Genomic DNA, 19743 nt, shown 5'->3' with positions numbered 1-19743 from the left:
GCCTCGTGCGAGGCGAAGATCTCCGTGCCGTGCAGCGACTGGTCGTTCACGCCGCACGCGGACATGAACTTGAGGCCGCGGTCGATCTCGCCGGCCAGGGCCTCGTAGCGCTCGCCGGCGGGCGAGGTGCGCACGAAGTCGCGGTTCCAGTCGTGCACGCGGTGCAGGTCGGCGAGACCGGCGCCGGTGAGGGCGCGCAGCAGGTTCATGGCCGCGCCGGCGTTGGCGTAGGCGCGGATCATGCGACCGGGGTCGGCGACGCGGGCTTCCGGCGTCGCGACCAGGGAGTTGATGATGTCGCCGCGGTAGGACGGCAGGCCGAGCGCGTCGATGCCGGACGAACGCGGCTTGGCGTACTGGCCGGCGATGCGGCCGACCTTCACCACGGGAAGGCTCGCGCCGTAGGTCAGCACCACGGCCATCTGCAGCAGGGTCCGGATGTTCGCGCGGATGTGCGGCTCGGTGTTGTCAGCGAACGTCTCCGCGCAGTCACCGCCCTGCAGGAGAAATGCCTCACCGTTCGCGACCTGCGCCAGTTGCGTGTGCAGCCGGTCGATCTCGGCGGGCACGGTGATCGGCGGCACGCTCTCGAGCACGGTCCGCACGCGACGCACCTGTTCGGCGTCGGGCCATTCGGGCTGCTGGGCGGCCGGGCGCGACAGGGCGTCGTCCAGGCGCTTGCGCATCTCGGGAGGCAGCGGCGGAAGCTCGGGAAGCGTGTCGATGGGCACGTCCACGGTCCAGTTCACGCTGCTCATCCTAGTTGTCCCACACTGAGAGACCGGGCCGGGCCTGTCAGCGGTTCCAGGGGTGCGGACCAGGCGTCATCCGGCGTAGCGGGCGTTACCCCAGGCCGAGTGAGGTCTGTTACTTGTCAACTATCTCCCTCTGCCCAATCGAGATGCCGCACTGCATGATGTGGGCCATGGATGCCACCCGATTGGATGACGGCACCGCGACCCGGCTGCTGGGCATCGCGATCGACAACATCCAGCGCGACCACCCGGTCCACTGGACGCACGTGATCGACGGGGACCACCGGCTCGTGCCGCAGCGGGTGCTGCACCCGGTGTTCGCCGGGTCGTTCGACTGGCACTCGTGCGTGCACCAGACGTGGCTCGCGGTGCGCCTGCTGCGGCTGCGCCCCTCCCTCACGGGTGCGGACACGGCCCGCAACGCCCTCGACAAGCTGGTCACGCCGGACAACTGCGCCGTCGAGGCGGCGTTCTTCGCCTCCCCGGCAGGCCGGTACTGGGAGCGCCCGTACGGGTGGGCGTGGCTGCTGCTGCTCGACGCCGAGCTGCGCACCTCGGACCTGCCGTGGTCGGTCGCTCCGATCGCCGAGGTCCTGCGCGACCGGTGGCTTGAATGGATCTCGGTCGCGCGCCTGCCGATCCGCACCGGCACGCACGGCAACACGGCGTTCGCCACCGGCCTCGTCTTCGACGCCGCCCGGGCGACCGGCGACACCGAACTGGCCACCGCGTGCGCCGAGGCGGCACTGCGGTGGCACGGGGACGAGGCGGGCTACGGCGGCTTCGAACCGGACGCCGCCGACTTCCTGTCGCCCGCGCTGACGACGGCCGACCTGATGCGCCGCGCGCTGGACCCGGCCGCGTTCGCCGACTGGTTCGACGCCTACCTGCCGGACCTCGAGGCGGAGCGGTGGCGCGTGCTGCGCGAGCCGTTCCCGGTCGACGACCCCGGCGACCCCTACGGCTCGCACCTGGCCGGACTCGCGTTGTCGCGCGCCTGGAACTGGGAGGCGATCGCGGACGCGCTGCCGGACGGGCACCGGTACGCGTCGCTGGCGCGGACGGCCTCGGCGGCGCACCGCGAGGCCGGGTGGAGCTACGTGTTCGGCGGGCACGGCTACATGGCCGACCACTGGCTCGGCACGTTCGGCGCCTACCTCGACGTGAAGGCCTTCTGACCGCCTGATGTATCGGACATCAGTGACCGGAGGTCAGGCTCGCGCGGCGGACGAGGGTGAGCGCGATGCCCGTCGCCGCCGCGTGCACCGACGCCGCGTGCGTGCGCGGGTCGAACCGCGTGGTCGGTCCCGCGACGCTGACCGCCGCCACCGCGGTGCCGTCGTCGCCCAGCACCGGTGACGCCACGCAGGCCAGGCCGACCCTGGACTCCTCGAACTCGTAGGCGACGCCCGTCTGCCGGATCTTGGTGAGCTGCTGGCGGAGCATCCCGGGCGTGACGGCCGTGCGCGGGGTGAGGCGGGCCAGCGGGGAACCCAGCACCTCACCCCGCAGCCGCGTGGGCGCGTGGGCGAGCAGGGCCTTGCCGATCGCGGTGGCGTGCAGGGGCATGCGGCCGCCGAGGCGCGACGGCGAGGACGCCTGGCGGTGGCCGCCGATCTTGGCGGCGTAGACGACCTCGTGGCCTTCGAGCAGTCCCAGGTGGACGGTCTCGTGGGTGCGTTCGTAGAGGTCTTCGAGGTACGGCGTGGAGACCTCGACCAGGCGGCGTTCCACCGACGCGCGGATGCCCAGCTGGAACAGGTGGCTGCCCAGGCGGTACCCGCGCCGGCCGCGGTCGAGGAGGCGGACCTCGGTCAGCTCGCCCAGGAGGCGGTGCAGCGTGGCCTTGGAGAGGCCGGTGCGCCTGCCCAGTTCGGCGAAGCCGAGCTCGTCGTCGTCGGCACCGAACGCGTTCAGCACCGACATCACCTTGCCCAGCAGGGTGTTCGGGACGTCCGTCACCACCCGATCGTGCCATTCGGTTCCGCTCAGCGGAACTCGAAGGTCCCCTCCGGACCGGGAACACCGCCACGATGTGCCGTATGAACGAAGTCCAGACTGCGGCGGAGCGCCTGGCCACGGCCGCGCGAGACAGGATCACGTGTGCGCCGGTGCGGGACGTCATCGGTGACGCCGAGGCGTACGCGGTGCAGCAGCACAACATCGCGGCACGCGTCGCCGCCGGCGCGAAACCGGTCGGCCGCAAGATCGGCCTGACCGCGCCCGCGGTGCGCAGGCAGCTCGGCGTGGACCAGCCGGACTTCGGGGTGCTGCTCGACGACATGGCGTTCGAGGACGGCGACGTGGTCCCGACCGAGCGCCTGCTGCAGCCGAAGGTCGAGGCCGAGGTGGCGTTCGTGCTGAAGGCGGACCTGGCCGAGGGCCCGTTCGACGAGCGGACGGTCGCGGCGGCGGTCGCGTACGCGCAGGCGTCGCTGGAGATCGTGGACAGCCGGATCGAGAACTGGGACATCACGTTCGCCGACACCGTCGCGGACAACGCCTCCTCTGCTCTCTACGTGCTCGGCACCGAGCAGAAGGAGCTGTCGGAGGTCACGCCGCGCGACGTGTCCGCGGTGCTGTCGGTCAACGGCGAGGAGCGCTCGACCGGCGCCGGCGCCGACTGCATGGGCGATCCGCTGACCGCGCTCGCCTGGCTCGCCGAGACCGCCGTGCGGCTGGGCGACCCGCTCAGGGCCGGTGACGTCGTGCTCAGCGGCGCGCTCGGTCCCATGGTGCCCGTGCAGGCGGGCGACGAGGTCGAAGCGACCATCACGGGCCTCGGCACGGTCCGGGCCACGTTCGCACGCGAGGAGGCGTAAGTGAAGGTCGCGATCATCGGGTCGGGCAACATCGGCACCGACCTCGTCATCAAGGTGCTCAAGCGGTCGTCCGTGCTGGAGGTGGCGGCGCTGGTCGGCATCGACCCCGAGTCGGACGGCCTCGCCAAGGCGCGCGGGCTCGGGGTCGCGACGACCTCGGACGGCATCGAGGGCCTCGTCTCCCTGCCGGGGTTCGACGAGATCGAGATCGTGTTCGACGCGACCTCGGCGGGCGCCCACGCCAAGCACGCGGAGGTCCTCGCAGCGCACGGCAAGAAGGTCATCGACCTCACGCCGGCCGCGATCGGGCCGATGGTGGTGCCGACGGTCAACCTCGACGAGCACCTCGACGCCCCGAACGTCAACATGGTCACCTGCGGCGGTCAGGCCACGATCCCGATCGTCGCCGCGATCAACTCCGTCACGCCCGTGCCGTACGCGGAGATCGTCGCCTCGATCTCGTCGCGCAGCGCGGGGCCCGGCACCAGGGCGAACATCGACGAGTTCACCGAGACGACGGCGCAGGCCATCGCGGACGTCGGTGGCGCGAAGCGGGGCAAGGCCGTCATCGTGCTCAACCCCGCCGATCCGCCGATCACCATGCGCGACACGGTCCTCGCGCTCGTGAACGCGCCGGATCCCGCGACGCACGAGAAGATCCGCGAGTCCGTCGAGCAGATGATCTCCCGGGTCGCCGCGTACGTCCCCGGCTACCGGCTCAAGCAGAACGTGCAGATCGACCCGGTCGACCAGCCGGCCACCCTCACTGAGGAGCCGGTGACGCACCAGGTCACGGTGCTGCTGGAGGTCGAGGGCGCGGCCGACTACCTGCCCGCCTACGCCGGCAACCTCGACATCATGACCAGCGCGGCCGTCCGGGTCGCCGAGACCATGGCGAAGGCGGTGGTGCGCGCATGAAGCTCTACATCCAGGACGTGACGCTCCGGGACGGCATGCACGCCCTGCGGCACCGCATCGACCCGAAGAAGGTCGCCGAGATCGCGAAGGCGCTGGACGACGCGGGCGTCGACGCCGTCGAGGTGTCGCACGGCGACGGCCTGAGCGGCGGTTCGCTCGTCTACGGCCCCGGCAGCCACACCGACTGGGAGTGGATCGAGGCCGCCGCCAGGGCGTTGACCGGGGCGAAGCTCACGACGCTGCTGCTGCCGGGCATCGGCACTCTGCACGACCTCAAGCGCGCCCACGGCCTCGGCGTGCAGTCGGTCCGCATCGCCACGCACTGCACCGAGGCCGACATCTCGGCGCAGCACATCGCCGGCGCGCGCGACCTCGGCATGGACGTGTCCGGGTTCCTGATGATGAGCCACCTCGCCGAACCGCAGGAGCTCGCACGGCAGGCGAAGCTCATGGAGTCCTACGGCGCGAACTGCGTCTACGTGACGGACTCCGGCGGCCGCCTGCTGCCGAAGGACGTCCGCGACCGCATCCGCGCGTACAAGGACGTTCTCGACGAGCGGACCGAAATAGGCATTCACGCCCATGAGAACCTCTCACTGGCGGTCGCGAACTCCATCGCCGCCGTCGAGGAGGGCGCGACCAGGGTCGACGCCTCCCTGGCCGGGCTCGGTGCCGGCGCGGGCAACTGCCCGATCGAGCCGTTCGTCGCCGTCGCGAACCTCCAGGAGTGGCAGCACAACGCCGACCTGTTCGCGCTCCAGGACGCCGCCGACGACCTGGTCCGCCCGCTGATGGACCGCCCGGTCCGCGTCGACCGAGAGAGCCTCACGCTCGGCTACGCGGGCGTCTACGGCTCGTTCCTGCGCCACGCCGACACGGCCGCCCAACGCACCGGCGCCGACGTCCGCACGCTCCTGCTGGAGGCGGGACGCCGACGCCTGGTGGGCGGCCAGGAGGACATGCTCACCGACATCGCCCTGGACCTCACGCGTTAGACGGCTTCACACAGCACTCCTCATACGGGGAACGTGGTTCCGATGCCCATGCCCGTGATCCACTCGGGCACGGGCTCGTAACTCGTCCACACGAGCGGCAGGCCGACGGCGACCTGCCCGATGAGCCAGCAGCGGATCTCGTGCCCGCCGCTGCCGGCGTGGTCCTCGAGCGCCTCGTGCCCGAGGGAGGCGACCTCCCCCGCCTCCCCCGCCACCAGCCGGTCGAGGAACCACTCGTCCCACACGGCGTTCACGCGGGCGTCCGGGTTGCCTCCCATGGCCTTCACCCGCGGCTCCCGCGCGGCGGCGAACTCGTGGACGTGGGCCCGTCCCCGGATCAGCGACTCGCGCCGCTCCCCCACCACCGAGGGGTCGCGCGGGTCGTTGGACGGCAACCAGTGCGACAGCCCGCCGGACGCGACCACCAGCACCCGTCCGGGGAACTCCGAGGACCGCAGCGCCGCCCCCAGCGCCCGGCCCATCGCGACGCACCGGTCGAGCGACGGCAGCGGCGGTGCCGCCGTGTTGACCACCAGCGGCACCAACGGCAGCGTCGTGCCACCGGTGATCATCTCGTAGCTCTGCACGATGCCGTGGTCGACGGTCAGCGAGTACGACAGCGACACGTCGAACCCCGCTCCGGCCAGCCCTTCGTGGGCCGCCCACGCCAGCGTCCGCTCCACCGGCAACGGGCCGGAGCTGCTGCCGAAGTCGCCGAACCCCACCGCCTCCTCGACGCCGAGCACGAACGGCGGCATCACGTCGTAGAAGTTGGCGTGGAAGTGGTCGGGCCCGATGACGACGATCGCGTCCGGCGCCAGCTCGTCCACGGCCTTGCGCACGCGGTCGGCGTCCCGCAGGAACACCGAGCCGGGCCCGGCGCCGTCCGGTGGCAGCAGCGTCGCGAACGGGCTGTGCGACATCCCGGCGAAACCGATGATCTCGGCCATCAGGACGGGTCCTTTCCGTGCAGCAACCACGTGCGGTGCGTGTCGAGGAACTCGGAGACCTTCTCCCACTGCGGCCAGTGCCCGGCGTCGTCGATGACGTGCAGCCGCGCGTCCGGCAGCCACCCCAGCAGCAGGTCGGCCTCGTCCAGCCCTCCCGTCGGGTCGTGGCTGGTCCACAGCAACAACGTCGGCGCCGCGACCTTGCCGACCCACGCCGGGTCCCACGCGAAGTCCTTGCGCACCACCGGGTCCTGCAGCACCAGCGTGTTGGTGATGGCCTGCACGAACCCCGGCCGCGAGTAGACCTGGCGACGCAGGTCCACCAGCTCGTCGGTGACCATCTCCTTGTGGTGGAACAGGAACTCGACCCGCCGCCGCACGGTCTCCTCGCTCGGGTCGAGCACCGCGGCCATCGTGCTGTCCCGCATGCGCTGCATGACCTCGGGCTTGTTCGCGATGTTGCCGGGCGTGTTCAGCACGAGGCGGTCGACGCGCTCGGGGAAGTGCGCGGCGACCCACGCGGCCACCCAGCCGCCCAGCGACTCACCGGACAGGTGCGCGCGCTCGACGCCCAGCGCGTCCAGCAGTCCGACGAGGTGCTCGGACAGCACGTCGGTCGTGTACGGCAGGTCGGGCAGGTCGGACCAGCCGTGGCCGATCATGTCGTAGGCGGTGACGTGGAAGTCCTCCGCCAGTCCCGCGATGTCGCGGGAGTAGGCCTCCAGGTGGCCGCCGGTGCCGTGCAGGAGCACGAGTTCCGGGCCGGAACCGGCCTGCAGGACCCTGGTCCGCACGGTGTGGCCGCGCACCGGGACGTCGACGTGCCGCACGGTGTGGTCCAGGTGCGACAGTTCGCCCCAGATGCTGATGTGCTCGGGAATCACTGGTCCTCCCCAGGAGGTGTGTCGAAGCGGGCGCGGGCCTCGTCGAAGGTCGCGAGGCCGGCGCTCTGCCTGCGGGCGAGCCCGAAGAGGGCCAGCAGCCGGGAGTTCTCGATCGTCAGGAACTCCACGGGGTGCTCGGTGGAGTCGTTGTAGTGGCGGTGCCAGGTCCACGGCGGCGTGTAGACGAACGAGCCGGTCGTCCACGACACGGTCTCGTACTTCTCCGGTTCCCCGTCCTGGATCTCGCTGTGGCCGTCGCCGGAGATCACGAAGTGCACAGTCTCGTGGTAGTGCCTTTGCATGTCCGAGCTCTCGCCCGGCGGGATCACCTGGCGGAACAGCTCGAACGTCGACGTCGGCAGCCTGCCCGCGATCCGCAGCGTCGTCGGGTTCGGCACGGCGCCCGGCGGGATCGTCTCCAGCTCGTCGTCGTGCACGACCAGCGGCCGCGCGCCGTCCGGCCGCACCGCGTGCGTGAGCGCCCCGAGGAAGTCGGTCATGGCGAAGTCGGGTCCTGAGGTGGCCAACGCGTTTCCCTTTCAGAGTGCGGACTCGGTGCGGCCGCCGTCGACGGTCAGCACGGTCCCGTTGACGTACGAGGCCTGCGGTGACACCAGGAACGCCACCGCGGCGGCGATCTCGCCCGGATCCGCGGCGCGCAGCGCCGGGATGTCCCCGAGGTCCGCGGCGGCCGCGGTGTCGTAGTCCACGCCCGCCGCCTCGGCCCGGCGCCGCAGCACCTCCTGCCGCCGGGGCGTCAGAGTCGCGCCGGGGGCGACGCAGTTGACCGTGACTCCGTTCGCCGCGAACTGCCGCGACGCGAGCTTCATCGCCGACGTCACGGCCGCGCGCAGCACCGTCGACGACGCGAGACCGGGCTGCGGCTGCCGCACGGCCGTCGACGTGATCGCCACGGCCCGGCCGAACCCGCGCGCCGCCATCGGCGGCAACGCCTCCCTCAGCAACGCCAGCGGGCCGAGCAGCAGCAGGTCGAGGTCGCGGTGCCACTGCGCGTCCGGGACCTCGAGGATCCCGCCGGGCGACGGACCGCCCGCGTTCACGACCAGGACGTCGAGCGACCCGCACCGGTCGACGACCTCGTCGACGACGGCGGCGGCCTCGCCCGGGTCGGCCAGGTCGCAGACCACGTGGTCCGCGCCGAGTGCCGCGCCCGTCTCCTTCAGCGTGGATTCGGTGCGTCCTGCCAGCACCACCCGATGTCCGCTCTCGACGAGCGCCGCGGCCGTCGCCGCACCGATTCCTCCGGCGCCGCCCCCGACGAGCGCGACCCGCGTGGTGTTTGCGTCCATGAGCTCCTACAGTCGCCGTGTGCGGATGGATGGCCAAGGATGAGTCCCAGTGGCCGGGACTCGCAGTCCACCGAGCCGAGCGGTTCACTCGAACGCGCGGCGGCGATCCTGGACGCCTTCGACGTGACGCACCGCGAGCTGGGCCTGGCCGAACTGGTGCGCAGGTCCGGGCTCCCGCGCTCGACGGTGCACCGGACGGCGGCGCGGATGATCGAGCTCGGCTGGCTCGACAAGCCCCACGACCGCTACCGGGTCAGCACCGGCCTGTTCAAGCTCTCCAGCCTGGTGCCCGTGCGGCACGAGCTGCGCGAGGCCGTGCTGCCGTTCCTCCAGGACCTGTACGCCGCCGCCCGCGTGACGGTCCAGCTCGGCGTCCTCGACGGCACCCGCGTGCTGGTCGTGGAGAAGATCGCCGGTCACCGGCCGATGCCGATGCTCCACCAGGTCGGCGGCACGATCCCGGCCCACTGCTCCGCCCTCGGTCGCGCGATGCTCGCGTTCTCCGAGGCGTCCACCGTGGACGCGGTCATCGCCGCGGGCCTGGACCGCCGCACGCCCCGCACGACCACGAGCCCGACGGCGTTGCGCCGCGAGCTCGCCGCGATCCCCGACCAGGGCTGGGCCTACGAACGCGAGGAGGGCAACGTCGGCATCAGCTGCATCGCCGCCCCGATCTTCAACGCCGGTGGTGAGGTCGCCGCGGCGCTGTCGGTGACCGGCCCGAGCGCCGCGGTGCGCCCGGAGCGGATCGGCCCGGCCGTGCGGATGGCGGCCTCGGCGGCGACCCGCGCGTACTCCACCCGGCGCTGGGAGTCCCACTAGCCGGGACTCCTGGTTGGTCGCGGTCGCGGCAGCGCTCCACAGTGTGGTCCGTCACGTCCTCAGCGAGGAGGCCCAGGATGCGTGTCGCGATCATCGGCGCCGGTGTGGCCGGCCTGACCACCGCGAAGGTGTTGTTGCAGGCAGGGCACGAGATCGAGGTGTTCGACCGGACGCCGGACGTCGGCGGCGTGTGGAGCCGCACGAGGCGCTACCCCGGTCTCACCACGCAGAGCCCGAAGGCCCAGTACTCGTTCTCGGACTTCCCGATGCCGGCGGACCTGCCGGAGTGGCCGACCGGCGCGCAGGTGCAGGCGTACCTGGAGGCCTACACGTGGCACTTCGGCGTCGACGCGTGCCTGCGCCTGGAGACGACGGTGACGTCCGTCGTGCCCGCCGGTGGCGGCTGGGAGCTGACCACGCACACCGGCACGACGTACCGCTACGACCGCGTGGTCGTGGCCAACGGCGTGTTCTGCGAACCGGCCGTGCCGGACTTCCCCGGCCGCGACGAGTTCGAGGCGGCCGGCGGGAAGGTGCTCGCGGGCACCGAGTTCCTCGACGTCGAGGAGGCGCGGGACAAGCACGCGCTCGTCGTCGGGTACGGCAAGTCGGCGTGCGACGTGACGGTGCCGATCAGCGGGGTCGCCGCGAGCACCGACGTCATCGCACGGCAGCTCCTGTGGAAGGTCCCGCGCAAGATCGCCGGCGTCGTGAACTTCAAGATGCTGCTGCTGACCCGCATGGGCGAGGCGCTGTTCCGCTACCGGTTCCTGCGCGGGGTCGAGAAGTTCCTGCACGGCCCCGGGAACGGCCTGCGGCGCTCGCTGCTCAACTCGCTCGGCTCGGTGTCGGTGAGGCAGTTCGGGCTCGCGAAGCACGACCTCGTGCCGTCCGGGCAGATGGAGGACATCGTCAAGGGCGCAATCGGCCTCGCCACCGAGGGGTTCTTCGAGGGCGTCGAGTCCGGCGAGATCCGCGTGCACCGCGACCGGACGATCGCCCGGTTGAAGGCGGGCGGCGCCGAACTCTCCGACGGCACCGTGCTGCCCGCCGACCTGGTCGTCTGCGCCACCGGGTTCACGCAGGGCGTGCCGTTCCTGCCCGAAGCGGTGCAGGAGCGGTTGTTCGACGAGCGCGGGAACTTCGCGCTGTACCGGCAGATCCAGCCGCTCGGCGTGCCGGGCCTGTACTTCAACGGCTACAACTCGTCGTTCTTCAGCCCCCTGAACGCGGAGATGGCGGCGCTGTGGATCGCGGCCGACCTGGCGGGAGCGCTCTCACTGCCGGACCTGGAGACGCGCCGGGCGGACGTGGCGGCGCAGCTCGCGTTCATGGACGAGGCCACGAACACGCACCACTGCCGCGGCACGAAGATCATCCCGTTCTCGCTGAAGAACGCCGACGAGGTGCTCGCGGACCTCGGCCTGCAGATCAGCAAGCTCACCCGCGCGTCGCACTGGCTCAACCCGGTCGCGCCCTCGGCGTACCGCGGGGTCACTCCCCAGCTCCTCGCCCGGATCAGTCGAAATGAGGTTGGAGACCATGGAAACCCCCGTGAAGAAGCATCACGTCTACCGCAGCGGTGAGGGCACGAACGTCGGCGCGATCGGCCTGGGCATCTACACGCGGCTGACCGGAGCGGACACCAAGGGCGCCTACTCGCTGTTCGAGTACGTCGTGCCGCCGAACCTGGGCGGGCCGCCCACCCACGTCCACTCGCGCGAGGACGAGCTCTTCACGTGCGTGCAGGGCCGGGTCGTCGTCGAGCTGGACGGCGAGGAACACGTGCTGGGGCAGGGGGACTCGCTGCTGATGCCGCGCGGGGTGCCGCACATGTTCCACAACCCGTTCGACGAGGAGACCCGCGTGATCGCGGTCGTGTCGCCGCCGGGGCTTGAGAACTACTACCAGGCGTTGTCCGAACTCCCGCCGGGGCCGCGCGACATGAAGCTGGTCGCGGAGATCATGGTGCAGCACGGCCTTTCGCTGCAGAAGAAGCCATGAGCCCGCGGCCTGGTTTCGACCGCACCGACATGGTGCGGCAGATGTGTGCCGCGGTGGATGCCGGAGACGCCGAGGCGTTCGGTGCCTGGTTCGCCGAGGACGCCACCTACGTCTTCGGCAACAACGAGCCGTTGATCGGCCGCGCCGCCGTGGTGGCCGCGACCGCGGGTGCGGCAGGGGCGTTGCCGTGGGTGCGGCACGTGGTCGACCAAGTCGCCGAGGTCGGGGACCAGCTGTTCTGCCGGTTCACCATCGAGACCGAGGCACCGGACGGCAAGCAGCTCGCGCTGCCCTGCGTGACGGTGATCTGGATGTCCGGCGACGAGATCGTCGACTACCGCGTGCACATGGACATATCGCCCGCGATGGCGTGAAGGAGGGGCCCGGACTCGTCCGGGCCCCTTTCGCTATGCCGCTCGGACCTGCTGCGTGACCGGGCGGCGCACCGTCGCGAGGAACCGCCGGCAGGCCTCGAAGTCCAGCTCGTCGCAGCGCCACGCGACGTGGCCGTCCGGCCGGATCACGTACAGGGCCTGCGAATCCGGCTCGGTGAGTCCGAAGTGGTCGAACACCTGCGCGTCGTCGGCCCTGTGCACGCGGGCGTGCGGCCTGGCCTCGACGCGGGCGACGAGGTGGCTCTCGACCCCCAGCTCCTGGAGCGCTCCGGTGTGGACGGTGATCTCGTCGGCGCTGAGGTGCTTGCGGGACAACGCGATCACGTGCAGCCGGTAGCCCTGCAGCAGGTCGAACACCTGCTCGCGGTCGTTGATCCGGGCGTCGGGGACGCGGTGTCCGGCGAGCGGGCCCTTCAACGAGTGCAGCAGCGCGTTGACGTTGATCTCGCTGGGCCGGTAGCCGAGGTCGATCTGGCTGAGGCGGTGGAACGACTTGCGGTGCGGGATCGGCGCCGCCGACATCCGGCCGACGAGGAACGGCCCCGCGGTGTCGCGCAACCACGCCTTCCAACCGCGCAGTCCCGCCGCGACCCGGTAGAGGCGGTCGGTGAACTTCAGCAGCCGCACACCCGCCGGGTGGCGTTCCGCGGAGTAGGTGTCGAGCAGGTCCATGCCCTCGTTGATCGCCGTCGCGAGCTTCCAGGCGAGGTTGGCGGCGTCGTGCAGGCCGGTGTTCATGCCCTGGCCGCCCGCCGGGGAGTGGATGTGGGCGGCGTCGCCGACGAGGAACCCCCTGCCGCGCCGGTAGTCGTCGACGCCGCGCAGGTGGACCTGGTAGCGGCTGGTCCAGATCGGCTCGCTGAGGGTGACGTCGAGGTTCATCGCCTTGCGCAGCTCTGCCTGGAGGTGGTCGAGGTCGAACTCGGCCTTCGGGTCGCCGAAGTCGGTGACCATGACCCGGGACGTCTCGGCGCCGTGCAGCGGCAGGAACAGACCGATGCGGTCGCGGTTCATGAACACCCGGAAGTGCGCGTGGTCGAGCGGCCACTCGACCCTGCAGTCGGCCAGGAGGTAGCGCTGGCCGTACTTGTCGCCGTCGAAGCTGAGCCCGAGCTGCTGCCGCACGGTGCTGTGCGCGCCGTCCGCGCCCACGACGTACTGGGCGGTGATCGTGCGTTCCCCGACCAACGCCGTGACCGCGTTCTCGGTTTGGTGCAGCCGGGTGAGCCGCGTGCCGCGCCGGACCGTGACGCCGTGCCGGGCGAGGTCCTGGAGCAGCACCTCCTCCACTTCGGACTGCGGCGCCATGAGGATGAACCGGTACGGCGTCGTCGCGGCCTTCGCGCGGTCGAAGTCGAGGCCGCCGACGTGCCTGCCCCTGATGTGGAACCGGATACCGGTGGTGACGACACCGCGCGCGAGCAGCTCGTCCGCGAGCCCGATGCTCCTGAATAACTCGATCGTGCGCGCCTGCACGGCGAACGCCCGCGACTCCGTGGCGGGCCCGGCGTTGGCGTCGACCACGCACACCTTGACGCCCTGGCGGACCAGCAGCGCGGCCGTCATCAGTCCGCTCGGCCCCGCGCCGACGACGAGGACGTCGCAGTCGTAGCGGGCGAGCCGCGGACCGGTGGCCTTGGGTGGCGCGACCGTCGGTTCCGGACGGGTGCGCGACTTGCCGAGGCCGGCCAGGAACCCGCCGCCGGGCCGTGCGGTGACCTGTGGCAACGGATTGCCGGTCAGCCGACCCCACATGCGGCGAGTGAGGAGGAAGAGCAGTGTGACGACGGCGAAGATCAGCAGACCCACGGCTACCTCCCCGCCGGCAGGTCGCTCGACATGCGCAGGAACTGCTGGCGCAGCGGCCCGGTGACCAGCGGCTGGATCGCGCGGACGAACTCCTGCACGTACGGCTCGGCGAGGTGCTTCTCGAGGTCCTGCTTCGACCGGAACACCTCGTAGATCACGAACTGCGAGCGGTCGGCGCGGTCGCGGTGGACGTGGAACTCGATCGAGCCCTCCTCCCCCCGCAACGGCTCGACCAGGCCCAGGATCAGCGCCTCGACCTCGTCCTCGTGGCCCGGCCTGGCCTGCGCGAAGCCGAGGTGCGTGTACGGACCGGTCTCGTCGGCGTCCGGTTCGGGCAGGACGACTCGCACGTCGCTCATCGGGGTCTCCTCCAACTGCTCAACGGATGGTGAATTCACCATCGCAGCCGCGGAGAGGACGGTCACAGCGCGAGTCCCAGCGAGCGAGACGGCACGCTGGGGGTGGGCGTGTGCCGCCGGTATACAAGCCGAATGCCGGGCGTCGACAGTGTGTCGACACCCGGCATTCGCAGGCGATATCCGATATATCGGGGGTGGCTGGCCGGCCGGAGGCCTGGGCGGCGTGCGACTGGCGGCCGAGCCCGGGCCGCAGCTCAGCGTCGCAGGCGAGCCGAGACCAACCCCGCAGGCCGAGCCAGAGGCGCCAAGCCCGCGCCGGAGCCAAGGCGACCCCGCAGGCCGAGACCAAAGCCGAGCCCGCAGACCGAGCCCCAGGCCCGCAGGTCGGGCCCAAAACCAACTCCGCAGGCCGAGCCCGAGGCGCCAGGCCCGCAGGTCGGAGCCGGAGCTCACACCCGCGGGCCAGGCCCAGGCGTCACGCGCCGAAGAAGACCTCGGCCTCTTCGTAGCGCTCCGCCGGAACCGTCTTGAGCTCGGCCGTCGCCTCCGACAGCTTCACCCGGACGATGTCGGTGCCGCGCAGCGCGACCATCGTGCCGAAGTCACCGGCGGCGACGGCGTCGACGGCGTGCAGGCCGAAGCGGGTCGCGAGGACGCGGTCGTAGGCGGTCGGCGTGCCACCGCGCTGGATGTGGCCGAGGACGGCCGCGCGGGACTCCTTGCCGGTGCGGTCCGCGATCTCCTCCGCGAGCCACTGGCCGACGCCACCGAGGCGGACGTGGCCGAAGGCGTCGCGCTCACCGGAGTGCAGCACCTCGGCGCCGCCCTCGGGGATCGCGCCCTCGGCGACGACGATGATCGGTGCGAACTCGCTCTCGAAGCGGCGCTCGACGTGCTCGACGACCTTGTCGACGTTGAACGGGCGCTCCGGGACGAGGATGACGTTGGCGCCGCCGGCGAGGCCGGAGTGCAGCGCGATCCAGCCCGCGTGACGGCCCATGACCTCGACGACGAGCGCGCGGTGGTGCGACTCGGCCGTGGTGCGCAGGCGGTCGATGGCCTCGGTCGCGATGTGGACGGCCGTGTCGAAGCCGAACGTGTAGTCCGTGGCGCCGAGGTCGTTGTCGATCGTCTTCGGCACACCCACGACGCCGATGCCGTCGTCGGTGAGGCGCTTGGCGACGCCGAGGGTGTCCTCGCCGCCGATCGCGACGATGGCGTCGATGTTGTTCGCCGCGATGGTCTCGCGGATGCGGTCGACACCGCCCTCGACCTTGTACGGGTTCGTGCGCGACGAGCCCAGGATCGTGCCACCGCGGGTCAGGATCTCCTCGACGTCCGCGAGGTCGATCGACTTGGTGAGGTTCTCGATCGGGCCCTGCCACCCGTTGCGGAACCCGACGATCTCCCAGCCGTGCGCCTTGATCCCCTTGCGGACCACGGCCCGGATCACGGCGTTCAGACCGGGGCAGTCACCACCGCCAGTGAGCACACCGATGCGCATCTGCTTCCCCATCTCTCGTGTTCTGTGTCACGCAGACTTTCACGAGCTGTATCGGTGCAGCAACGTGGGGTCTCACTCAGCGGACGGGAAAGCCGATTTTCCTGCGGTGTTCCTCGATCACCTTCCAGCGCGCGAGGTTGTGCCGCGCGTCGGCGAGGGCGTCGTGCGCGTCCGCGGGAGGGGCCGGCAGCTTGGGGCGGCCGACGTCGTCCCAGCGCTGGCGCAGGTCGCGGGTGAACCTCGGCAGGGCGCGCGGCAACGCCGGCATGGCGCCCCACAGCTGCGCCAGCGCCACGTGGTCGTACGCGGCGAACCACGCCCACAGCTCGACCTCGTCGCGCGCGGCGGTGCGGGCGCCGAGGAAGTCGAGCAGGTCCTCGCGGATGCGCTCGCGGCTGCGCCACGCCTTGTCCGCGGGCGAGGGCAGCTGGTTGAGGACGTTCTGCCGCACCCACGGACCCGCGCGATCGGGGTCGAACTCGGTGGACACGGCGTAGAACTCGCGGCCTTCCTCGTCGACCACGCCGATCGACACGAGGTCGATGGTCAGCCCGTCCTCGATGAACTCACAGTCGTAGAAAAACCGCACCGCGACACCCTAGGGGTGCGCTCAGCTCGCCTTCGTCTCGGGCACCCGGTCGCTCTTCTTGCCCTGTTCGGGCACGTCGGCGGTCTGCTCCTTGGCCTTGGCCGCGTAGACGTCGACGTACTCCTGGCCGGAGAGCTCCATCAACGAGTACATGATCTCGTCGGTGATCGAGCGCAGCACGAACCTGTCGCCGGACAGGCCCTCGTAGCGGGAGAAGTCGAGCGGCTTGCCGATCTTGATGCGGATCGGGTGCGGCTTCCACATGCGGGAGCCGATGGGGTTGGCCTTGTCCGTGCCGAACATCGCCACGGGGATGACCGGCGCGCCGGACTCCAGCGCGATCCAGGCGACACCGACCTTGCCCTTGTACAGGCGGGCGTCGGGCGAGCGCGTGCCCTCGGGGTAGATGCCGAGCAGCTTGCCCTCGCGCACGATGCGCACGCCGGTGTCGAGCGCCCCCTGCGCGGCCGAGGCGCTGGACCGGTCGATCGGCACCTGGCCGACGCCGGAGAAGAACCACTTCTGCAGCTTGCCCTTGAGGCCCGTGCCGGTGAAGTACTCGATCTTGGCCGGGAAGGTGACGCGCCGCGACAGCATCAGCGGCAGGAAGAACGAGTCGGAGACGGCGAGGTGGTTGCTCGCCAGGATCGCTCCGCCCTCCTTGGGGATGTTCTCGGCGCCCTCGATGATCTTGGGCTGGAAGAACAGCCGCAAGATCGGTCCCAGGAGGACGTGCTTCATGATCCAGTACAGCACAGCGGGAAGCGCCTCCCTAGACACCGAACCTTGATCCCGGCATCCAGCCTACGGAGCCGACGGCACCTCACACAACGAATCGCGGGTTAGTGCGTGACGCGCATGCTGAGCCGACTGCCGTAACCCGCAACACATCCGGCCCGTGCAACGATGAGGGGTCAGAGGGTGGCGGCACTTGGAGAGGCTCTGGATGAACGCCCGGCGCGACTCGACCGACGGCCCCGAGAACGTCGACGAGCTCTTTGCCGAGATCGTCGCGGGTCTCGAGCGGGACGGGGTCGGCAAGGACTGGCTCGACCTCGACGACGCGAGCCCGGAGGGCACGGAGCCGGGCGGCGCGAAGGCGCGCGACGACGTGGCCGACGACATCCCTCCTGACGTGGAAGAAGAGCCCGAACCGCGCGACCCGGCCGACGAGGACCACTACGTGCCGCCGGAGCCTCCGCCGTTCCCCGTGCTGCGCGCCTCGACGTTCGCCGCCCTCGGTCTGTTCGTGCTCGGCATCCTCCTGCTGGTCGCGCCCGGCATCTTCGGACTGCACTCGAGCGTCGGCACGCCGTTGTCGCTGGTGGCGCTCTGTGCGGGCGTCGGCTGGCTGATCCTGCGCATGCGCAACACCCCGCCGCCCGACTCCGGGTGGGACGACGGCGCCCAGGTGTGACACGTCACGGCCCGTCCGGTAACGGCGTGATAACGGCCACTCAAACCTTCAGATAACGATTCGGTCATGCTTACCGTGTCGGGCATGGACCAGATGCAGCACCTGATGATGGCCCGCGCCATGGCGACCCTCGGCAAGAAGGACGTGGCCAAGCGCCGCCGCCCGCGCATCCTGCGCCTGCTGGGCCGCTAGACCCGGACGTTCGCGGTGGGCGAACAACCCCGACGTCGCCCACCGCGGACGTTCACTTCTTCTTGCGCAGCGCCTCCGGCTTGTGGACCGCGTCCCTGCCGCTCTTCGCGCTCTCCACGCGGTACTGGGGCTCCTCCTTCGAGGCCTTCACCTTCCGCCCCGCCGCCTCCGTCTCCGTGGTGATCTCCTCCTTGACCTCGCCGTGCGTCGTCGAACCGTGGCTCGACCACTCGACCTCGTCACCGGGCTTGTAGGGGTGCTTCGTCATGAACGCGGGGTACCCCACTCGGACGAACCAACCCGAGCGGGAGGACCAACGTGAGCGACGACGACCAGGAGCAGACCCGCAAGGACTTCGGCGACGCGGTCAACATGACCGCCGCAACGCTGGAGAAGTGGCTCGGCACCGACGAGTCCAAGGAGGTCGGCGACAAGCAGTCCGGCGAGTCGACCGGTCACGCGTCGGGCCGGCGCATCGTGTCGTTGCTGCGCAAGAAGCGCGACGACCTGACCGACGACGACCTCAAGCACATGCGCAAGGTCGTCGGCTACGTCCACCGCCACCTCGCCCAGCGGCCGGGCGGGGACGTCGAGGACAGCCGCTGGCGCTACTCGCTGATGAACTGGGGCCACGACCCGCTCGAGAAGTAGCCCTCGAGCAGGAACCCTAGGAGCGGCGCGAGTGGTTCCTGGAGCCCCGCGTCGCCAGCTGGGCCGCCGTCTCGCGGGCCAGGGTCGCCGCGCCCACGATGCCGGCGTCGTCGCCGAGCTGCGCGGTGCGGATCCTGGCCAGCGGCCGGTGGCCCGCGCCCGTGACGACGGAGGCGTAGCGCTCGCGGGCGTCGTCGAGGAACAGCGGCGCCGACGTCGACACCCCTCCCCCGATGACGATCACCTCGGGGTCGTAGACGTCCGCGACCAGCGCCAGGCCCTCGCCGAGCCACCGGGCCAGGTCGGCCATCGCGCGTTTGGCGAGCGGGTCGCCGTCGCGCGCCGCGCCCGCCACCCGGCGGCCGGTCACCGCGCGGGAGTCGCCCGCGGCCTCGCGGGCGAGGACGGTCGACACACCGGGGTGCTTGGCCAGCAGTTCGACGGCCGTGGCGCTCAGGGCCGTGCCGCTGCAGTAGCGCTCCCAGCAGCCGTTCTTGCCGCACGGGCACGGGCGGCCGTCCGGGACGACGCGCAGGTGGCCCAGTTCGGGGGCGACGCCGTGCGCGCCGCGGAAGACCTCGCCGTCGAGCAGCAGCGCGGCGCCGATGCCCGTGCCGATGGCGACCAGCACGGCGGTCTTGGCGCCGCGGGCCGCGCCGAAGCGGTGTTCGGCCAGGGCGGCGGCGTTCGCGTCGTGCTCCAGCACCACCGGCATGCCCAGGCGGTCGCTCATGCGCTCGGCGACGTTGACCTGCCGCCACGCGAGGTGCGGCGCGAACCGGACCGTGCGGCGGTCCGAGGCGATGAACCCCGCCACCGCGAGGCCGACCGCGGTCACGGTGTGGCGGTCCGCCACCTCCTCGACGGCGGCGACGATCGCGTCCTCCAGGGCGCGTTCGCTCGTGGGGGTGGGGGCGCGGGAGGTGTCGAGGACCGAGCCGCGCGGGTCCACGACACCCGCGCGCACGCTGGTCCCGCCGATGTCCACTCCGACGGTGAGCACTAGTCGGTCTTCCTGACGACCTTGATGTGCTGCACGCGCTGCCCGGCGTCGTGGCCGGAGTCCGGCGCGGGCTCCTCCCCGGCGGGTGCCGGGGGCGCACCGGGCTCGCGCAGGGCCGCGCGCAGCACCGCGACCAGGCCCGCCGCGTGCTCGGCGGCCTTCGCGGCCAGCTCGGAGCGGTCGCCGCGCAGCAGTGCCACGCCGTTGCACAACGGGCACCAGCCGCACGTCTCGGGCGTGTGCGCGCCGTCGCCCGCCTCGGCCACGCGCTGCAACCACGGCTGCATGCGCTCGGCGGCGGTGTCGATGAGCAGCCGCAGCTCCTCGGCGAGCTTGCCGGTGTTGTCCTGGGTCATCTACTGGC

Annotated in this window: 24 protein-coding genes; 10 read left to right on the top strand and 14 right to left on the bottom strand. The window is 71.3% G+C overall.

Annotation, left to right across the window (positions count from 1 at the left end):
* Positions 1-749, bottom strand: a 749-nt coding sequence (locus BMY74_RS43910; RefSeq protein WP_143091978.1) for a 3-deoxy-7-phosphoheptulonate synthase, incomplete at its 3' end; no start/stop codon positions are given.
* Between the two features lie 176 nt (positions 750-925).
* Here BMY74_RS43910 and BMY74_RS43905 point away from each other — a divergent pair.
* Positions 926-1933 carry a DUF2891 domain-containing protein gene (locus BMY74_RS43905; protein ID WP_177230234.1) on the top strand — a complete coding sequence of 336 codons (1008 nt, stop codon included), beginning with the start codon at positions 926-928 and terminating at the stop codon, positions 1931-1933.
* Positions 1934-1952: 19 nt separating this feature from the next.
* Here the strand turns inward: BMY74_RS43905 and BMY74_RS43900 are convergent, their stop codons facing one another.
* Positions 1953-2717, bottom strand: coding sequence for an IclR family transcriptional regulator (locus tag BMY74_RS43900; RefSeq protein ID WP_245786741.1), 765 nt, complete (start codon positions 2715-2717; stop codon positions 1953-1955).
* An 80-nt stretch (positions 2718-2797) separates the two neighbouring features.
* On the opposite strand from BMY74_RS43900, the gene BMY74_RS43895 reads away from it, so the two are divergent.
* From BMY74_RS43895 to dmpG, 3 genes are read left to right on the top strand one after another with little or no spacing between them, the layout of a single operon-like run.
* Complete coding sequence (locus BMY74_RS43895) at positions 2798-3577, top strand: 2-keto-4-pentenoate hydratase (RefSeq protein WP_089928438.1); 780 nt, start codon at positions 2798-2800, stop codon at positions 3575-3577.
* Positions 3578-4495, top strand: a complete 918-nt coding sequence (locus tag BMY74_RS43890; protein WP_089928434.1) for an acetaldehyde dehydrogenase (acetylating) — start codon at positions 3578-3580, stop codon at positions 4493-4495.
* Positions 4492-5490, top strand: coding sequence for a 4-hydroxy-2-oxovalerate aldolase (gene dmpG, locus BMY74_RS43885; protein WP_089928431.1), 999 nt, complete (start codon positions 4492-4494; stop codon positions 5488-5490). Before BMY74_RS43890 ends, dmpG begins: the two co-directional genes overlap by 4 nt.
* A gap of 20 nt (positions 5491-5510) precedes the next feature.
* On the opposite strand, the gene BMY74_RS43880 is transcribed toward dmpG, so the two are convergent.
* Genes BMY74_RS43880 through BMY74_RS43865 form a run of 4 tightly spaced genes read right to left on the bottom strand, consistent with a single transcriptional unit; the run spans position 5511 to position 8634 of the window.
* The gene (locus tag BMY74_RS43880; RefSeq protein WP_089928428.1) at positions 5511-6440 is read right to left on the bottom strand and encodes a DODA-type extradiol aromatic ring-opening family dioxygenase; all 930 of its coding nucleotides are present in this window, start codon (positions 6438-6440) and stop codon (positions 5511-5513) included.
* A complete protein-coding gene (locus BMY74_RS43875) occupies positions 6440-7324 on the bottom strand; it encodes an alpha/beta fold hydrolase (protein ID WP_089928425.1) in 885 nt (294 codons plus the stop codon). Before BMY74_RS43875 ends, BMY74_RS43880 begins: the two co-directional genes overlap by 1 nt.
* Positions 7321-7851 carry a cupin domain-containing protein gene (locus BMY74_RS43870; RefSeq protein ID WP_089928423.1) on the bottom strand — a complete coding sequence of 177 codons (531 nt, stop codon included), beginning with the start codon at positions 7849-7851 and terminating at the stop codon, positions 7321-7323. Before BMY74_RS43870 ends, BMY74_RS43875 begins: the two co-directional genes overlap by 4 nt.
* Positions 7852-7863: 12 nt before the next feature.
* Positions 7864-8634 carry an SDR family oxidoreductase gene (locus BMY74_RS43865; RefSeq protein ID WP_089928419.1) on the bottom strand — a complete coding sequence of 257 codons (771 nt, stop codon included), beginning with the start codon at positions 8632-8634 and terminating at the stop codon, positions 7864-7866.
* 39 nt (positions 8635-8673) lie between these two features.
* Between BMY74_RS43865 and BMY74_RS43860 the strand changes: the two genes are divergently transcribed.
* The 4 genes from BMY74_RS43860 (at position 8674) to BMY74_RS43845 (ending at position 11834) form a co-directional block, all read left to right on the top strand.
* On the top strand, positions 8674-9456 hold the full coding sequence (locus BMY74_RS43860) for an IclR family transcriptional regulator (protein WP_089928416.1): 783 nt from the start codon (positions 8674-8676) through the stop codon (positions 9454-9456).
* A 77-nt stretch (positions 9457-9533) separates the two neighbouring features.
* Positions 9534-11042 (top strand): flavin-containing monooxygenase, encoded by a 1509-nt coding sequence (locus BMY74_RS43855; protein ID WP_089928413.1) that lies wholly within the window; start codon positions 9534-9536, stop codon positions 11040-11042.
* Entirely contained in the window at positions 11011-11460 is a 450-nt protein-coding gene (locus tag BMY74_RS43850) for a cupin domain-containing protein (protein ID WP_245786740.1), read from the top strand. The genes BMY74_RS43855 and BMY74_RS43850 overlap by 32 nt, the downstream gene beginning before the upstream one ends.
* Positions 11457-11834, top strand: a complete 378-nt coding sequence (locus BMY74_RS43845; RefSeq protein ID WP_245786739.1) for a nuclear transport factor 2 family protein — start codon at positions 11457-11459, stop codon at positions 11832-11834. The genes BMY74_RS43850 and BMY74_RS43845 overlap by 4 nt, the downstream gene beginning before the upstream one ends.
* Before the next feature lie 33 nt (positions 11835-11867).
* On the opposite strand, the gene BMY74_RS43840 is transcribed toward BMY74_RS43845, so the two are convergent.
* The 5 genes from BMY74_RS43840 to BMY74_RS43820 form a co-directional block, all read right to left on the bottom strand.
* Entirely contained in the window at positions 11868-13664 is a 1797-nt protein-coding gene (locus BMY74_RS43840) for an FAD-dependent monooxygenase (RefSeq protein ID WP_089928404.1), read from the bottom strand.
* Between the two features lie 2 nt (positions 13665-13666).
* Positions 13667-14023 carry a putative quinol monooxygenase gene (locus tag BMY74_RS43835; RefSeq protein ID WP_177230233.1) on the bottom strand — a complete coding sequence of 119 codons (357 nt, stop codon included), beginning with the start codon at positions 14021-14023 and terminating at the stop codon, positions 13667-13669.
* A 475-nt stretch (positions 14024-14498) separates the two neighbouring features.
* Entirely contained in the window at positions 14499-15527 is a 1029-nt protein-coding gene (locus tag BMY74_RS43830; RefSeq protein ID WP_089928455.1) for a 6-phosphofructokinase, read from the bottom strand.
* A 76-nt stretch (positions 15528-15603) separates the two neighbouring features.
* Positions 15604-16116 carry a polyadenylate-specific 3'-exoribonuclease AS gene (locus BMY74_RS43825; protein ID WP_089928397.1) on the bottom strand — a complete coding sequence of 171 codons (513 nt, stop codon included), beginning with the start codon at positions 16114-16116 and terminating at the stop codon, positions 15604-15606.
* A gap of 21 nt (positions 16117-16137) precedes the next feature.
* Entirely contained in the window at positions 16138-16872 is a 735-nt protein-coding gene (locus tag BMY74_RS43820; RefSeq protein WP_089928392.1) for a lysophospholipid acyltransferase family protein, read from the bottom strand.
* Between the two features lie 175 nt (positions 16873-17047).
* On the opposite strand from BMY74_RS43820, the gene BMY74_RS43815 reads away from it, so the two are divergent.
* Positions 17048-17533 (top strand): hypothetical protein, encoded by a 486-nt coding sequence (locus BMY74_RS43815; RefSeq protein ID WP_245786738.1) that lies wholly within the window; start codon positions 17048-17050, stop codon positions 17531-17533.
* 244 nt (positions 17534-17777) lie between these two features.
* Here the strand turns inward: BMY74_RS43815 and BMY74_RS43810 are convergent, their stop codons facing one another.
* On the bottom strand, positions 17778-17993 hold the full coding sequence (locus BMY74_RS43810; protein ID WP_089928452.1) for a hypervirulence associated TUDOR domain-containing protein: 216 nt from the start codon (positions 17991-17993) through the stop codon (positions 17778-17780).
* Between the two features lie 50 nt (positions 17994-18043).
* Between BMY74_RS43810 and BMY74_RS43805 the strand changes: the two genes are divergently transcribed.
* Positions 18044-18376 (top strand): DUF3140 domain-containing protein, encoded by a 333-nt coding sequence (locus tag BMY74_RS43805; RefSeq protein ID WP_089928386.1) that lies wholly within the window; start codon positions 18044-18046, stop codon positions 18374-18376.
* 16 nt (positions 18377-18392) lie between these two features.
* Here the strand turns inward: BMY74_RS43805 and BMY74_RS43800 are convergent, their stop codons facing one another.
* Both BMY74_RS43800 and BMY74_RS43795 read right to left on the bottom strand, forming a co-directional pair.
* Positions 18393-19364 carry an ROK family glucokinase gene (locus BMY74_RS43800; protein ID WP_089928448.1) on the bottom strand — a complete coding sequence of 324 codons (972 nt, stop codon included), beginning with the start codon at positions 19362-19364 and terminating at the stop codon, positions 18393-18395.
* Between the two features lie 14 nt (positions 19365-19378).
* Positions 19379-19735, bottom strand: a complete 357-nt coding sequence (locus BMY74_RS43795; protein ID WP_177230232.1) for a hypothetical protein — start codon at positions 19733-19735, stop codon at positions 19379-19381.
* Between the last annotated feature and the right edge of the window lie 8 nt (positions 19736-19743).

Origin of the sequence: Lentzea albida, assembly GCF_900111005.1 — a bacterium.
GTDB lineage: Bacteria > Actinomycetota > Actinomycetes > Mycobacteriales > Pseudonocardiaceae > Lentzea > Lentzea albida.
Note: the sequence above shows the minus strand (reverse complement) of the source record. Positions and strands in the feature narration are given on the sequence as shown.

Bases quoted from the DNA above. Each gene is read 5' to 3' on its own strand.
- BMY74_RS43855 (WP_089928413.1), top strand. From the start codon at position 9,534: ATGCGTGTCGCGATCATCGGCGCCGGTGTGGCCGGCCTGACCACCGCG.
- BMY74_RS43860 (WP_089928416.1), top strand. From the start codon at position 8,674: ATGAGTCCCAGTGGCCGGGACTCGCAGTCCACCGAGCCGAGCGGTTCA.
- BMY74_RS43830 (WP_089928455.1), bottom strand. From the start codon at position 15,527: ATGCGCATCGGTGTGCTCACTGGCGGTGGTGACTGCCCCGGTCTGAAC.
- BMY74_RS43865 (WP_089928419.1), bottom strand. From the start codon at position 8,634: ATGGACGCAAACACCACGCGGGTCGCGCTCGTCGGGGGCGGCGCCGGA.
- BMY74_RS43880 (WP_089928428.1), bottom strand. From the start codon at position 6,440: ATGGCCGAGATCATCGGTTTCGCCGGGATGTCGCACAGCCCGTTCGCG.
- BMY74_RS43845 (WP_245786739.1), top strand. From the start codon at position 11,457: ATGAGCCCGCGGCCTGGTTTCGACCGCACCGACATGGTGCGGCAGATG.
- BMY74_RS43835 (WP_177230233.1), bottom strand. From the start codon at position 14,023: ATGAGCGACGTGCGAGTCGTCCTGCCCGAACCGGACGCCGACGAGACC.
- BMY74_RS43795 (WP_177230232.1), bottom strand. From the start codon at position 19,735: ATGACCCAGGACAACACCGGCAAGCTCGCCGAGGAGCTGCGGCTGCTC.
- BMY74_RS43810 (WP_089928452.1), bottom strand. From the start codon at position 17,993: ATGACGAAGCACCCCTACAAGCCCGGTGACGAGGTCGAGTGGTCGAGC.
- BMY74_RS43895 (WP_089928438.1), top strand. From the start codon at position 2,798: ATGAACGAAGTCCAGACTGCGGCGGAGCGCCTGGCCACGGCCGCGCGA.
- dmpG (WP_089928431.1), top strand. From the start codon at position 4,492: ATGAAGCTCTACATCCAGGACGTGACGCTCCGGGACGGCATGCACGCC.
- BMY74_RS43905 (WP_177230234.1), top strand. From the start codon at position 926: ATGGATGCCACCCGATTGGATGACGGCACCGCGACCCGGCTGCTGGGC.